This window comes from Clostridium sp. D33t1_170424_F3, from assembly GCF_015667585.1.
Taxonomy (GTDB): domain Bacteria; phylum Bacillota; class Clostridia; order Oscillospirales; family Acutalibacteraceae; genus Anaeromassilibacillus.
Genome location: NZ_JADPEG010000003.1, coordinates 174349 through 189990, shown reverse-complemented (window position 1 = coordinate 189990; position 15642 = coordinate 174349). Strand labels below are relative to the sequence as shown.

Annotated in this window: 9 protein-coding genes; 6 read left to right on the top strand and 3 right to left on the bottom strand. The window is 55.0% G+C overall.

Features of this window, described 5'->3' with window-relative positions:
• From I4V53_RS03295 to I4V53_RS13945, 3 genes are all read right to left on the bottom strand, one after another.
• A partial coding sequence (locus I4V53_RS03295) for a hypothetical protein (protein WP_195983965.1) occupies positions 1–839 on the bottom strand: 839 nt, incomplete at its 3' end.
• A gap of 273 nt (positions 840–1112) precedes the next feature.
• Entirely contained in the window at positions 1113–2375 is a 1263-nt protein-coding gene (locus tag I4V53_RS03290; RefSeq protein ID WP_195983964.1) for an ROK family transcriptional regulator, read from the bottom strand.
• A 421-nt stretch (positions 2376–2796) separates the two neighbouring features.
• On the bottom strand, positions 2797–9411 hold the full coding sequence (locus I4V53_RS13945; RefSeq protein WP_286167006.1) for a glycoside hydrolase family 3 N-terminal domain-containing protein: 6615 nt from the start codon (positions 9409–9411) through the stop codon (positions 2797–2799).
• Positions 9412–9953: 542 nt separating this feature from the next.
• Between I4V53_RS13945 and I4V53_RS03270 the strand changes: the two genes are divergently transcribed.
• The 6 genes from I4V53_RS03270 to I4V53_RS03245 all read left to right on the top strand — a co-directional run bounded on the left by I4V53_RS03270 (position 9954) and on the right by I4V53_RS03245 (position 15641).
• Positions 9954–12215 (top strand): helix-turn-helix domain-containing protein, encoded by a 2262-nt coding sequence (locus I4V53_RS03270; protein ID WP_195983963.1) that lies wholly within the window; start codon positions 9954–9956, stop codon positions 12213–12215.
• Positions 12216–12626: 411 nt separating this feature from the next.
• Positions 12627–12920: a head-tail connector protein gene (locus tag I4V53_RS03265; protein WP_195983962.1), complete on the top strand. Its 294-nt coding sequence runs from the start codon at positions 12627–12629 to the stop codon at positions 12918–12920.
• Positions 12917–13501 (top strand): hypothetical protein, encoded by a 585-nt coding sequence (locus I4V53_RS03260; RefSeq protein ID WP_195983961.1) that lies wholly within the window; start codon positions 12917–12919, stop codon positions 13499–13501. Before I4V53_RS03265 ends, I4V53_RS03260 begins: the two co-directional genes overlap by 4 nt.
• A gap of 28 nt (positions 13502–13529) precedes the next feature.
• On the top strand, positions 13530–13985 hold the full coding sequence (locus I4V53_RS03255; protein ID WP_195983960.1) for a phage tail terminator family protein: 456 nt from the start codon (positions 13530–13532) through the stop codon (positions 13983–13985).
• A gap of 79 nt (positions 13986–14064) precedes the next feature.
• Complete coding sequence (locus I4V53_RS03250; protein ID WP_195983959.1) at positions 14065–15192, top strand: phage tail sheath C-terminal domain-containing protein; 1128 nt, start codon at positions 14065–14067, stop codon at positions 15190–15192.
• A 14-nt stretch (positions 15193–15206) separates the two neighbouring features.
• On the top strand, positions 15207–15641 hold the full coding sequence (locus tag I4V53_RS03245) for a phage tail tube protein (protein WP_195983958.1): 435 nt from the start codon (positions 15207–15209) through the stop codon (positions 15639–15641).
• Position 15642 lies beyond the last annotated feature (1 nt).

The following is a 15642-nucleotide window of genomic DNA, read 5'->3' as shown; positions in this document are numbered from 1 at the left end:
TTAGTAATCAACGCGTTGGGAATATCCTTTCTCGCATAATTCTGAAACCCTTCGCTGTCGCTCTTATTAAAATGCACCCAGTCCAGGTTCCCCTCTTCTGTCAGGTTGGCCGTCGTTGGCGTGACGGCCTGCAGCCCGCCGGTAACCAAAACGTCCGCATCGCCGCCCAATGTTACCGCGGAAAGATTGACGCATCCGCCCTCCGCATATACCTTCGGCGCATACAACTTGACCTTCACTTCATCGGCGGGGCTGTTCGTCCGGTACTCCAAGCACAGCAGTTCCCATTTTGCCCCTCCGGAGGGGTTCGGCTGCCCGGTTGTCACCGTGTATTGGAGCGTACCATTGACAGTTACTTCCACAGTCAAATCCGCCGCCCAGCTTCCTATATACAGGTTCAGCCGTTTGCCGTCGAGGCTCCCCGGGACGCAGAACGTCACGCCGTTCCCCTCGCCTCTCAAAATAGTGCCTTTTCGGTTGTCGGCCAGGGATTCCGGCGTCCCTATCGCGTCGGAATAGACAAAATTGGTGGTCGTGTCTTCCGCTACATTGCTCGGCCTTCCCAATGTGGCCACACTGGTAATCAACGCGTTGGGAATATCCTTTCTCGCATAATTCTGAAACCCTTCGCTGTCGCTCTTATTAAAATGCACCCAGTCCAGGTTCCCCTCTTCTGTCAGGTTGGCCGTCGTTGGCGTGACGGCCTGCAGCCCTCCGGTAACCAAAACGTCCGTCGGAGCCGCCGCCATAGCCGCGGTCTGTACAAACATGGATAAAACCATACACAGCGTAACGGCCAGCGCCAGTGTTTTTTGACACACACTCTTTTTCTTACTCATTTTGCGATCTCCCTTTCCTTTAACTCAAATCCCCGATAAAAATATGCGTCCTCCTTTCTTTTTCTTTTTTCATTTTAATATTATAGATAATTAACAAATTTTATTAAACATTTAATCGCAATTACATATTTTTATTACAGTATAAAATAGACGAAATTATGGGAAAGATTTATACAGTTCCCGCTAAAGAACGAAGAAACGCCCCACCGGACAAAATCCGGCGCGGCGTTTCTTTTTATAGTAGGAATATTGGGATAAGGAGGAAGAGAAAAGTTATACAGCCCCGGCCTGCAGCAGTTCGCCGCAGGGCTCGGGCGCCTGCATTAAGATTGTTGGATTGGAGAGAATCTGCTGGACCGCGTACGCACCGGCGCCCAACAGGGAGGGGCTCTCCGGAAGATGGTTCATCTCGATCGACAGATCGCTGTAAATCAGCGGGTTCACGCTGCGCTGAACCTTCTGCTTTACAATATCCAGAAGCATCTCCGGGCAAAGCTCCGCCAGCTCGTCGCCAATGACAATCAGCCCGGGGTTAAGCTGATTGACCAGGCTGACAATGCCGGTGGCCAGCAGGTCGCAGATTTGACGGTAGGACTCGGACGCGGTGTGGTCGCCCGAACGGATAGCGGCGGCAATCGCCCGGCCCGACAGGTCCTCCGTCGTGAGGAAGGACGGTTTTCCCGCACGCAGAAGCTGTGCGATTCCCTCCCGCAGGGCGGTCATGGAGCAGTACTTTTCCAGGCAGCCGCGGTTGCCGCACTCGCATCGGGGACCGTCGTATTTGATGCTGTTGTGCCCGAACTCCCCGGCGATGCCCCGCTGGCCGATCACCAGCTTGCCGTCAGAGATCATACCGCAGCCGATGCCCTGGCCCGCGAGGATATAGATCATATTCTGCACGCAAGGCTCCTGGCAGCGGTACCAAAGCTGGGCATAGGCGCTTGCGTTGGCGTCGTTCAACACATAAAGCGGCATGGGGAACCCTTCGGAGAGCGCCGCGCGCAAGGGGAAATTCTGCCAGCCCTCCAGCTCGGTGACAAACAGCAAACGGTCCAGGTCCTCCCGGTAGGGGCCGGGCATCGCCACACAGGCGGCCAGCAGTTCCGTCTGCGGGTTTTCCCGGATTACCGCCTGCATGGCGGTGCGGATGCGGGAGATCACGGGCCGCACGCCCTCGCGCATTCCGATGCCGTATTCCCGCACGCCATACAGCTTGCCGGACAGGCCGACCAGGCTGACAAAGAACGCTTTGCGGGTCATGCGGACGCCAATCACCTTATACTTTTCGTCGTTGAGTGTGACGCCAATGGACCGGCGGCCCTTTTCCCCGGAAATCAAACCGGTTTCCAGAATGGCGCCGCACTCCAGCAGTTCGCCCGCGATATTGGTGATCGTGGCCTGTTTCAGGCCGGAGAGACGGGCCAGCGTCGCACGGGAGCACACGCCCTCCTGCCGCAGCAGGCTGAGCACCAGAGCGCGGTTGTGAACCTGCGTCTTTTCCTGATTAATACTGGATACATGAAGTGCTTCGTTCATTTTTATATTCACCTCCCGCAGGGTGAGCGCGTACGCGGCCCGTCCTGTAGAATCATTCCGGCGCGGTGCGCCCGGCGTAAGCAAAAGCTTTTGCCGGACATCTGCAAAACCGCCCGGTTGTAAAGCAAAAGCCCACGGCACGCATTTGGCGAGCCGCGGGCTTGCTCAGCTTTTCGGGGGATCGCAGGCGGTGTTCCCGCCCGGTCCCGCTGTTAAATGGAGAAATGGAGTGTGTACGTTCCCCCGGAAACCGCCCTGCCGTGGGGTTGGCCGCTGTTTCCGGGGCGCAGGCCCGCGGCTGGACGCACAGCGTCTTCCGCGCCTGCGGCGATTTTCAGTAGAAGCTTTTCTTAAAACAGGGCATTTTCAAGCCCTATTCATCAAAGAGGCGATCCTCTCAATCGGCCAGCGTATCGTTCTCTCAGCCAATTGTCACAGTGCAGTGCTTGACGGCGTTCTGGCCTGCCAGGGTGGTGTACACGCCTGTGCTGGTTCCCGGTGCGCCGGTCGCCCAGACTCTGTAGTAATAATCGTTGCCGATCTTTGCTGCAAACTGGGTCTTGAGCACATCGCCGTTGCCGACGGTGAAGCTCGGCGTGAGGTTACTGCCACCCATGACGGTCATCTTGAAGCAGTATGCGCTGCCTCTCTTCAGGGTGAAGTTGACGGTCGTATCGGAAACCACGCTTGCAGCCGCCTGTGCGGTTGTCGCCGCGCCGACGATTGCGGTGCCCGCGCTGCCGTATGCGTTTCCGCTGGAGGCTGTGCTGCCGGAGGACTTGCTGCCGCCGGAGGTGGAGGGTTTGTTCAGATCGCCCAGGCCGTTCAGCGCGGTTCTGCCCGCCGCGGCCAGCTTATCGACGCCCGCCTGATCCAGCGTTCCGCTTGCCAGGGCTGCTTCCGCTTCTTTCAGCGTGGACTGCAGTTTTGCGATTGCCGCCGCGCTGCTGTTGGAGGTATCCGCGTTCTTCATCGCTTCGATCACGTCTTCCAGAGCGGAGGTATTCGGGATGAGGCGGAGGACGTGCATGGCTTTCTCCAGTTTTTCCGCTGCCGCATCGACCGCGGACTGGGTTGCGTCGGTATCGACGAGCGCTTCCGCTTCTTCCAGAGCGGTCAGGAACGCTTCTTTGCCGGTGTCATAGTACTTATCGAGGTTGTCTTTGATCTCCTTGGCCGTGTTGATTACATTGATCAGGCTCTCAAAGTCCGCCTTGCGGTTTTCCAGAAGGTCTGTCATCGCCTTGTACAGGTCGTCGTACGCCTTCTCGACGTCGGCTGCCAGTACGTTGTCGTCGCCATAGACTTCCATCGCCGCTTCATAGGCTGCCTCTGCGGCGGCCCAGCTGTCCGCGGTGTAGTCGTCCGGATTCAGGAGCTCATAGGAAGCAAACAGTTCATCCAGAATGGTCTTGTCGCCTTCCGCGAAGCTCAGGTAGTGGATGGCGTTGATCATATCCGCCCAGGCTTTGTCAATGTCCTTCTGCGTTGCCTTCGGGTCTGCGAGAACCTTCTCCGCAGCCGTAAGCGCCTTGTCGAACTGATCCTTGACAACCTGTACCGCCGCTTCGTACTCGCTGCCCTTCTGCAGTTCCTGAGCCGTCGCTACCACGCTGCGCAGGATCTGACGGTCGACGACCGTAAAGTTCAGGCTTACGTTTGCCACTGCATTCGGCATGGTAAAGGTGTAGGTATAGGTTCCATCCTCGTTCAGTTCAACGGGTTTGCCGTTGACCAGGACGATCTCTCTGCCCTCTACGCGAGGCGCAAAGGTGAGTTCGAGCTCTTCGCCCGCCATCACGACGTCTTTATAAGCGCCGATCAGGTTTGCGATAACCTGCTCTTCTCCGTCGATGGAGAGGTCGACCTTGCCGACGTAACGGACGGTGAGCATATGCTCGGACGGTTCCGCGCTGCTGACATCCGCGTACTTCTCGGTGCGGTCGTCATAAATCTGGCCGTTCCAGTTGAGGCCGTATGCAAAGTCATAGGTGTTGCCGTTGGCGTCTACATAGCATTCCATATCCTGCGGAACGTCTTCGTACTGCGCTTCAACGGTTTCCATGTTCTTCGGCTGCTGCATCGGCAGGAGGCCGGAGGGCTCGGTTGTACCGGAAATAATTTCCATGGCGGCCTGATCCTGGATGCCGTAGCCCAGAACGATCGCGTCTGCGAGCGGCTCCACTTCGGACCATACCATCGGGTTGGAAAGCTTCATGTAAACGATAACGGGTTTGTCGCCCATGGCTTCCTTGGCGTTCTGGAGTCTTACGAGCTCAGAGCCGTTGGAGGCTGTGACGGTCTTGCCCTTGTAGGAACGATTCTCGACGTTATCCACATAGACAACTTCGCCGGTGGTAGAGTTGATAAACTCTGCGCCCGGATCCGATGCGATGCTCTGTGCTCTCGCGGTGTCCGCGGTGTACTCGCCGTACTGCAGGGAAATCGGCAGATAGCCGTTTCCGCCGGCTTTCAGATCAGCCGTGCTGTAGCCGGAGCCGCCCTTCGGCGCGCTCATGCCGACGATTGCAAAGTCCGCTTCGTCCGGATTATCGGTGACGTTGTAGTACTTGGAAACGATGTCCTTGCTCATGCAATAAACTTTTTCGCCCTTGTTGTTGAGCTCATAGGGCAGGTAAACGGTTTCTTTCTTGTCGTCCGCTGCCGATACGATCGTATTGTCCGCATTCTTCAGCATGACTACGGATTTTACCTGTGCGTTGTAGCCTTCTTCCATGAAGTCTTCGTTGCCGACGATTTCAGTGGATTCGGACGGATCGAGGTACGGATTCTCAAACAGGCCCGGGTTGAAGACGTTGCGCAGGAGTCTTCTTGCGGAATCTTCAAAGCGCTGGTCTGCCGCTTCTTTGCCAAAGTTCTCAACCCACATGTCATAGGCTGCGAGAACAGGCATCTTGTCGTTGTTGCCGCCGAACTGGTCAACGCCAGCCTGCAGTGCCATATAGTGACGCTCATCGACCGTCAGGTCTTCCACGCCCCAGCACTTGCCCTGGAACACAGCGTCGCTGGTGCTGTCCGCGGTGATCATCCAGTCTGTGCAGACAACGCCGTCATAGCCGTACTTCTCACGGAGCAGGTCAGTGATGATGTATTTGTTGTAAGAGTTACCAACATTGGTGCCGTCGGGCGCCTGGTTGTAGGAAATGGTGTAGTACGGCATAACCGCTGTCGCGTATTCCGTGCCGTTGTTCAGGTTGAACGCACCTTCCACGAAGGGTTTAATCTGTTCCTTGAGGTTGTTGCCCGGATACACGGCGTATTTGCCATAGCCGTAGTGTCCGTCGCGTCCGCCCTCTTCCGGTCCGCCGGACGGCCAGTGTTTGACCATCGCGTTGACGCTGTGCGCGCCCCACGGATTTTCGGAATCGTAGGTGGTCTGGAAGCCGTCGACATAAGCGCGCGCCATGTCGGTATCCAGGTCGCTGTTCTCACCGAAGGTACCGCTTACACGGCTCCAGCGGGGCTCGGTTGCCAGGTCGATCTGCGGGGACAGCGCGGTCGCGATGCCCAGCGCACGATATTCCTGAGAAGCGATGTCGCCGAAGGTCTCAACGATGCTCGGATCAAAGGTTGCCGCGAGGCCGATGGAATCCGGCCACAGGGAGATGATGCCGCCCTGGCCCGCCGTGTATTCCACATCGGATTTGCCACTCGCGCCGTGGCGCGGGTCGGAACTGTTGTTGACCGGGATGCCGTAGCCGAGGCCTTCTACAAACGCCTGCGCGTTGTTGTTCCACTTTGCAGCAATTTCCGGTGTTTTAAGGGTTGTTACCAATACATGGCGCACATTGTCTTCCTTCAGGAAAGTTTCCTGTGCCGCCGTAAGATTCTCGCTGTTGACTGCCTGATGGCTGCTGTACAGCATCAGGCCGGCGATTGCCGCGATGCCCTCTTCGCCGTCGTTGACCATCATTTCCGCCAGGCTCTGCGCACGGGTTTCGGTATCCAGACGCCAGTCTTCGTAAACGTCCAGCTTGCCGTTGCCGTTCAGGTCCTTAAAGGCATAGCCCTTATCGGTGATGAGCATATCGATATTCATCATGCCCAGGGTTGCGCCGCCGTCGTTTTCCACGAGGTAGTAGCCGCCGTTTGCTTCATCCATCTTGGTGATGGTGTAGCTGCCGACGCCGGAGATTTTGGACTTCTCAACGGTGATGTAATCCTTGAGGTCGTCAAACTGCTCGCTGTAATTGCCGATTTCCACACCGTGTACGCTGCCCATGTTGTTGGACTGCATGACGATGTTCAGAACGTTCATGGCGCTCTTCTGGATATCGCCCTTGGTGATGTAATCTTCTTTGTAGGAGCCTTCATACTCAATCTTGAAGGTGCCGGGATATCTGGCAAGGCCGTTCTCGTCCGGCTCTACATAGACGTGGGTGTGCTTATACTTGGTCTCCGGGCAGTTGGCCACGAAGCTGCAGGATTCGCCGTCCGCATAAGGAACCGGAACAAAATCGTTCCACATCTCTGTTTCAATGGTCTGTCCCCACCACTCGGACTTCTGAACATAGATTGAGCCATCTTCATTATACTGAGCGGGAACCTTGGTCGCCGCCGCAACAATGGTAGCTGCGGAGCCGCCAGGCATAATCAGGTCGTTGCCCGCGTGCATGGACTTTCCAGGATCGGACTGTCCGCCGCCCCAGTCTGTCATGATGACGCCCTGGAAGCCCCACTCGCCGCGCGCAAAGTCGGTGCACAGGTCATAGCTGTCCGCCGCCGGCACGCTGTTGATGAGGTTGTAGGAGGTCATGATGGACATGGGCTGTGCGTTTTTGACTGCCATTTCAAAGCCCTTGAGGTAAATTTCGCGCAGTGCGCGCTCGCTGACAAAGGTGTCAACCGCGTTGCGGTTGTTTTCCTGGTTGTTGGCCGCATAGTGCTTGAGGGTTACGCCAACGCCCTGGTTGGACTGCACGCCAAGGGTGAGCGCTGCCGCGGACATACCGGCGACCAGCGGATCCTCGGAATAATACTCGAAGTTACGGCCGCACAGCGGGTTGCGGTGGATGTTCATGCCGGGGGCGAGCAGCAGAGTGACGCCCATTTCCTGCATTTCGGTACCGAAACCGTCGCCGATCGCTTCGATCAGGTCTTTGTCCCAGGTCTGTGCCAGCAGGGTGCCGATCGGCCATGCGGTGCAGAACTGGTAATATTTCTGAGTTTCGCCTGTTACGGCGTCCTGTCCGTCAAAGCTCTGGGAGATGCGGACACCGGCCGGGCCGTCTGCCAGGACAATGTTCGGAATCCCCATGCTGTCCAGCAGGGTTTTTGTGGTCTCGCCAGCCGCGCCAGGCACGGAGTCGGACTGAGAGCCGATGATTGGTTGGCCGCCGGTTCCCCAGCCGATGCCTTCTGCAAGGTCTGCCAACTGCTCGACGCTCATCTGAGCAACGAACTCTTCCATGCTGATCTTTCCGTCATAGACGTCTTTCAGGTTGGCATCCGGGAGCGCGTCTACGGTTACTTCTTCGACCGGATGGCTGCCATTAAAGTTAGAGTCTTCCTTCTCTTCACCTTCGACGCGGTAGGTAACAACCTTTTCGTCGTCGTACGGGGAAGTATTGTTCTCAAAGGCGATGTCCGCCGCCGCAATGTTAAATACCTTAGCGGCTGCGATTTCCGCTGCTTCGCCTTCATAGCTGTACGGTGTTGCGTCCGCTTTGCTGATCTCGTTCAGCTCTCTGCCTTCCGGCAGGCCCAACTGGCTGCTGAGCTGTTCGGTGGTCTTTGTCTCGCCGATGCGGATAACGCCACCCACATGTGTGTTGCGGGAGGAATTACCGCCGCGGATGACATAATCGCCGGCTTCCATGATATAAGAAGCGCTCTCTTCGTCATAGGAGGACATTTCGGTCAGCGGGAAGGAAACGGTCAGGTCCTGAGACGCGCCCGGGGCCAGCTCGTCAGTCTTCGCAAAGCCCGCCAGTTCCTGATACGGCTTTTCCAGCTTGCCGTCCGGCGCGGAGAAGTACACTTCAAAGACTTCCTTGCCGGAATATGTATCGCCGGTATTCTTAATGGTCGCATTGACGGTCACGGTCGTGGCGTCCGCTTCCACAAAGTTGATCTTGGTATCAAAGGTGGTATAGGAGGAACCATAGCCAAACTCATACGCCGGCGTTACATTGAACGTATCAAAATAACGGTAACCGACATAGATGCCATCCTCATACTCTTCGTATTTGACATTATTATCGTTGCTGCTGAAGGTTTCAGAAGACGGGTAGTCCATATAATCGACCGCCCAGGTATCCGTCAGTTTGCCGGACGGGGTGACCTTTCCGGTGAGCACATCGGTGACGGCGTTGCCGCCTTCCATACCGGCTTGGCTCATCAACAGCATGGAATCGAGGCCTTCGATCTCATTAAAGAACTTGGTGTCGACAATTCCGCCGACATTCAAAACAACAATAACCTTTTCAAAGTTTTTGCCCAGCTTTTCCAGGTTGGAATACTCAATATCGGTCAGATAATAGTCGCCCTTTTCCGCTTTACGGTCGGAGCCTTCGCCGGAATTACGGGCAATCACATAGATTGCGGTATCCGCGGAAGACGCGGAGGTGATGTCCTCATCCGTTACTTCCGTATCCGGAACCGGTTTGGAACCCCACATGCCGCCGGAGGTATGATTCTCATCATAATACTCTTTAAACGCATCCAGCCAGCTGTTGGAGGTGATCTCATAGCCTGCATTCTTCAGGCCGTCCCATACATTGACAACATAACGCTGGTTGACGTCGCCGGAACCGGTGCCGCCCTTGACAGTGCCATATGCACCGCCGCCGAACAGGGCGATTTTGCCGCTCTCTTTAATGGGAAGCGCCGCATTCTTGTTTTCCAACAGGACCATACCTTGCGCGCCGACCTTACGGGCAAGCGCTGCGTTTTGGATCTCACGCTCGGAGACGGTGTCGTCCGGGCTGGCTGCAAAGGCGGTGGTGACGCACATGCTGGCCAGCATGGAGCTTGCGAGTGCCAATGACACAATCGATTTGCTTAGCCTTTTCATTTCTATTCTCCTTCTTTTCTGGTTTTTCTGCTGCGAAATACCTGCTTACTGAATATAAGAAGCGGTGATTTCTTTCCTCCTTTCTTTATCGATTTTGCGGGTCCGTTTTCCCTTCGACAGTTCCCGACGGGAAAGGCCAAAAAGTAAACGGAGAAACGTTCTCAACCAATTCATGCGATAATTGGCTTGAATATTGGAGTGAATATAGTATAATGTTGAACAGACCCAAAAATCAATAATCGCTATTTTTGTACTAACAATCCTTGCTAAAATTGTAGAAAATATATATGTATAAAAATTGTTACTGTTAAAAAATGGTATATAGCAAGGGGTGAACTGCAAAAATATGAACTGTTGCCTTGGAAATATTGTTATAAATGGGAGGTTGAATTCTGTTTACTTTTATTGGAAATCATTGGTTTTAAATCTTATTTCTTTATTACAATAGAGCGAATTTCCTATAAAATATATTTACAAAGTAATTTATATGCCTGTTTTGTTGGATATGTTAGAGATATTTCAACCGTGAAAGGGTTTTACATATGAAAAAACGACCTTACAGAGGAAAAAGCTTTTATAACTTGATCGGCGCTTTCTTTATTGTCACGCTCATTTGCAGCGGAGCCATCCTGGGACAATACCTGCACACCGCCGATCAGGAGAGGAAACAGCTCGAAAAGTCATACGATTCCATGGTGGAAAAGAGTATGGCCAATACGGAAGCGACGCTGTCCTACTACCAGAAAACCAGCGAGCTGCTTTCTGAAACCAAGGGAATCGATCAACTGGCAAAGGCGGATGTGATTCCGCGTGATTCGGAGGAGGTGGAAGCGTTCTTTAACAATTATGTTTGGACCTGCCGTCTGAATCTCCCCTCCTTTGAACAGCCCATGTTTCTGTATTTTCGGAACAGCGGGCGCAGCTTTGGAAACGGGGACGCCTATGGGGACCCGGTGGCCGACCATATCATTACAGACGTCATGGATATGGACATGAGCACCTGGAATCGCCTGATGGAAACCGGGGATTCCGCCGTGGCGGAAATCATCCGGGACCCCAATATGGATTTTGCCCGCTTCTTTTTTGTCCGCGAGGTGTATCCGGGCGTCGTATGGCTGATCGGGAATGAAGACAGCCAGATTTCTGAAACCCTGAGCTATTATTATCTTCCGGAAGGTTCCCAGACTATTTTCATCACACAGAACAACCGCATGATCTCCTCCGACCCGGACGGCGAGACGGCAGGGCTTCCCATCACCTATGAAGAGGTACGTTCCTGGGAGGAACGGGAACGGCTGGAATGGAATGGCATCCCCTACTTTGTCTACCATCAGGGTTTTGCGAACGAGACGCTGCAGCAGGTGATCGTGATACCGGACAACAACGCGCGCGACGGGTTTGAGATGGTGCTGACCACTTTACTGGCGACTCTGCTGGTCTCCCTGCTGGTGGGCGGCGGATTTTCTTACCTGTTTGCACACAAGCTGTACAAGCCCCTGGAGGAGCTGATGGATGCGCTTCCTTCGGAAACAAACGAGAAAAAAGGTCCAAATGAGTTCCGCATCCTCAACAGCACGGTGCAGGAACTATACAACCGGGCCAAAAGCTATGAAGCGCAGCTGAGCACACAAAGCGAGCTATTGACAAACAGCCTGCTGACCCGTCTTGTCATCGGGGAAATCCAAATTTCCCCGGATATTCTGGAAGCCCTGCGCCGCGGCGGATTCCCGGTTGAGTGCAGTCAATACATTGTTTTCCTCATCCACATTGATGAGGCAGAGGAAAGAGAAACCAATACGCTGCTCCCAGAGGCGGAAACGGTCAGCCTGCTTAAACAGACCTGCCGTTCCTTCTTCCTGAACCGGGGCTGTGCGGCCTATGTGGTGCGCTGCCAGGGCCTGTATGCGGGGGTAGCGGACATGACCGACTGTTCCATAGAAGACGCCGCCGTCTGTGCGGAGGATATTCGGCATTTTATGGATTCTGAGCTGCAAACTTCCATTTCCGTTGCGATCAGCGGGATGCATAAACAAATCAGCGAACTGCACGAGGCATACAATGAGGCAATGCAGGTGGTGGAATACAGCCTGCTGGCCGGGGAATACAATCTTGTCAGCGCCTATGATTCCATCGCAAACGTATTGTCGGAGGGATATGGCAGCAAGGATTTCCTGGGGAAAACCAACAAGCTGGTCAACATCATCCAATCCGGAAACTTTGTGCAGGCCACCGCGCTTGTCCGGGAAATTGCCCAGGAATTCACGGCGCATCGCCCTGCGTCCCTGACGCTGGGACAGATGCAGTATTCCTATCTCACGGACGCGATCCTGCTCTCCCTGTACGACAGCGTCGCGGACCCGCAAGTGCTCAGGGAGCTGGACTGCGACAACTATCTGCGCAAGGCGCATGGCATGGATTCGCTGGGCCGCCGGGCATCCCACATTTTCACCAGCCTGGAGGAACGCAGGGTCCGCAGCCAGCCGCAGGAACGGCGGATCGAGCAGATCACACAGTATATTGAAGAAAACTACCAGGACATCAACCTGTCCGCCGGCGCGGTCGCGGAGCGCTTCCACATGAGCCTGCCGGTATTGTCAACTTTGTTTAAGCAGGAGCTGAACATCGGTTTCCTCGATTATCTGCACAAGTACCGCATCGAACGGGCCAAAGACCTGATTTTGCACACCGACCACACAATTGGGGATATTTCCGCCATGGTGGGGTACGCAAATTCCATCACAATGAACCGCGCGTTTAAGCGGTATGAGGGTGTGACACCGGGGTGGTACCGGCAGAAGAAGTAAAAAGAAGACTGGTATAGAAAGAAGACCTTTACAAAACAGGAAACGTTTTGTAAAGGTCTTCTTTTCGGAATGGAATATTAACCTTTTTTATGGGAAACAGAAGAAAAGATTCCTGTTGACATTCAGAACATATGTGCTATACTAGTTGTATCTTAATAAGAGACACTATAAAATAACGTCTCCACAGGTATTTTACGATTCCGGAAGAGAGCTGGTCTTTTACCGATACGCGACTTCGGGGAACTTCGCATTGTTGCCGCTTAAAAGGCTGGGATTCGTATCTCTGCCAAATCATCGATTCCGCATACAGAAGGTAACGACTGCTACCCTTGTCCGCACTCATTTTGGAGACTTATTTTTTTACCCTTTGTGTATCTTATAAAGATTCAATAATAAAAAGGAGGCAGGAAAATGCGCGCAAGCAACATTACGCTGGATACCGTAAAGCAGTATCTGCGCGCCGAGGAAGAAAATGTCCAGACCCTGGAAATCTTTTTGTCCGCGGCTAAAGCGTTTGTCATCCGTTACACCGGCCTGCGGGAGGATCAGCTGGACGATTCTGAAGATCTGACCGCGGCGATCCTGACGGTTTGCTCCGATCTGTACGACAACCGGCAGATGACGGCGGCAGGCAGCACGATGAATCCGGTGGTACAGAAGATTCTGGACCTGCACACGGTAAAACCGGAGGTGGGGGCCACTTGAACGCGGGAGAGCTGAGAGACAAGGTTACATTGCTTTCCGCCGCGGGCAGCGGCGAAGACCTGCGGTGGGAAACCGCGGCGCAGCTCTGGGTAAAAGCGGAAACGCTTCCCCCGCGCTGCCCGTGCGGGGATAATCCGGAGCTGGAGGAAGTAGCGATGACCATGCGCCGCCGGGCGCTGGCCCCCTGCACACCGGTCGAATGGAACGGCAAGCGGGGCATGGTGCTGGACGTGGCGCCGGTGGGCAAACAGTACAGCCGGGCGCTGGTGCGGATGGCGGAACCCAAGCTGTGCGCGGCCATGCGGCCGCAGGTGGAAAAGGGCGAGCTGAACCGGCCTGTGACAACTCTGCGGGAAATCGCGGTGTTCCCCGGCTACCTGGAAGAAAAAGAACCGACGTATACGCGCTCCATGCCGCAGACGGCAAGCCGGCAGGCCTGCCAGCTGACCACCCCAAAACGAGAGTCGCTTCTGCCCGGAGATCTGGTGCGGATCGGCCACACGCATTACACGGTGGCGGCAGCATACACCATGCGCCCCGACCGCGACGTCTACGATCTGACCATCCAGCGGGAACAGTGACAGGGGACACCGGAAAGGGGGTGAAACCATGACAACGAGCGCACAGATTCTGGAGCAGCTCAACCGCCTGCTGGCGGACGCGCACGGGGAATGCTTTTTCTACATCGGGCGCTGTCCGGCCCAGTTCCAGCGGCCCTGCTTCCTGATCGAATTCATCTCCGAAGAACAGCAGCCGGCGACGCGCGTCAGCGTGAAAAAGACTTCTCAATTCGCCGTAACCTACTACGGGACTCTGGACGACTATGCAGCCAGCGACACAGAAGAGCTGCTGGCCGTACAGGACCAAATGCAGTCGCTCTTTGCCTCCGGCTATCTGCGCCTGCAGGACCGCGCGCTGCCGGTACAGCTGGGTAAAGGCGAGCGGGGCGAAGACTGGGTCAAGCTCGATTTGACCTTCGACTACTTTGACGACCGGCCGCTTCCAAAGGACGGCGGCGGTCCGGCGGAAAAAATGCAGGAAATCCATACAAACCTATCCTATTGAGACGCGGCAACCAGATCATAAAAGGCACGGCTGGATGCCGTGTCTGTAAACAAAAATGTATAACAGGAGGAATTTACAAATGGGACTTCCCAATATTCATATCGCATTTAAAACACAGGGGGTATCCGCTGTACAGCGTTCGCAGAAAGGCATTGTGGCGCTGATTGTAAGAGGCACCGGTTCCGAAAGAAAGCTGCATACGCTGACCAGCGCTTCCAATCTGCCCGCCTCTTTGCTGAACAAAAGAGAAAACGAAGTCATGACCAATCAGAAATACATTGAGAACGCGTTCCTTGGCTATGTAAACAAGCCGGGAAAAGTTCTGGTTTATGAGATGGCGGCCGGCGATAACACCTTTGACGAGGCTCTGAAAGTTTTGAGCACGCAGACCTTTGACTATCTGGCCGGTCCGCAGACGCTTGGCATGAGCGGCGAGTCGCTGCAGGCCTCCGTCCTGTCCAGCTGGATTGAAACGCAGAGACGCAACAACCGCACGGTAAAAGCCGTACTGCCGAACACAGCCGCGGACAGCGACGGCGTGATCAATTTCACAACGTCGGGCATCGTGGTCCACATGCCGACCGCAGAGGATAAGGACCATCGGGAAACCTTCAGCGCGGGCCAGTATTGCAGCCGCATCGCGGGCCTTCTGGCGGGCACCCCGATGAACATCTCCTGCACCTACGCGCCGCTCTCCGAGGTAGAGGACATCACACGTTTGTCCCAGACGGAGATGGACACGGCCATCGATGCAGGCAAGTTCATCCTGATGCACGACGGCCGCAAGGTCAAGGTCGGCAGGGGCGTCAACTCCATGACCACCACCAGTGAGGGCCACGGCGAGGAATTCAAGAAGATCAAGATTGTGGAAGCGGTGGACATGATTCAGAGCGACATTCGCATGACCGCACAGGACAACTACATTGGCAAGTACGCCAACAGCTACGACAACAAGTGCCTGCTGATTACCGCAATTAAGGGCTATTTCACCCAGCTGGAGCAGGAGGGCATTCTGGACCCGGGCAAGAGCGTCGTGGACATCGACAGGGACGCGCAGTCCGCATACCTCCAGAGCACCGGCGTGGACGTCTCCGAGCTGAGCGAGCAGGAGCTCCGCAACGCCAACACGAAGGACAAGGTATTCCTAGCGGCAAGTATTAAAATTCTGGATGCGATCGAGGATATCGATCTGCAGATTGCAATTTAAGGAGGATTTAAACCATGGAAAGTGCAAAAAGAGTGATTTCCGGCACCTGGGGCGAGGTTTGGCTCGACAACGAATATGTGGCGGAATGCTACGGCATGCAGCTCAAGGTTTCTTTTAAAAAGGAAGACATCAAGCGCTGCGGCATGATGGCCACGGACAAAAAGATCACCGGTATGGACTGCTCCGGCACTGTAAAGCTGTACAAGACCTCCAGCCGCATGGCGCGCAAAATCGGCAGCAGCATGAAGAACGGCGAGGACGTCCGCTTTACCATCATTTCCAAACTGGACGACCCGGACGCCTACGGCGCGGAGCGCGTAGTGGCGAACGGCGTTTCCTTTGACGACCTGACTCTGGCAGACTGGGAAGCGGGCGCGACCGGCAAGGTGGACGCGCCGTTTACCTTCACCGACTACGACTATCTCGATATGATCCCGGAGGCGGAATAAG

Excerpts from the sequence above, each read along its gene's own strand:
- I4V53_RS13945 (WP_286167006.1), bottom strand. The coding sequence starts at position 9,411 with ATGAAAAGGCTAAGCAAATCGATTGTGTCATTGGCACTCGCAAGCTCC.
- I4V53_RS03265 (WP_195983962.1), top strand. The coding sequence starts at position 12,627 with ATGCGCGCAAGCAACATTACGCTGGATACCGTAAAGCAGTATCTGCGC.
- I4V53_RS03255 (WP_195983960.1), top strand. The coding sequence starts at position 13,530 with ATGACAACGAGCGCACAGATTCTGGAGCAGCTCAACCGCCTGCTGGCG.
- I4V53_RS03270 (WP_195983963.1), top strand. The coding sequence starts at position 9,954 with ATGAAAAAACGACCTTACAGAGGAAAAAGCTTTTATAACTTGATCGGC.
- I4V53_RS03290 (WP_195983964.1), bottom strand. The coding sequence starts at position 2,375 with ATGAACGAAGCACTTCATGTATCCAGTATTAATCAGGAAAAGACGCAG.
- I4V53_RS03245 (WP_195983958.1), top strand. The coding sequence starts at position 15,207 with ATGGAAAGTGCAAAAAGAGTGATTTCCGGCACCTGGGGCGAGGTTTGG.
- I4V53_RS03250 (WP_195983959.1), top strand. The coding sequence starts at position 14,065 with ATGGGACTTCCCAATATTCATATCGCATTTAAAACACAGGGGGTATCC.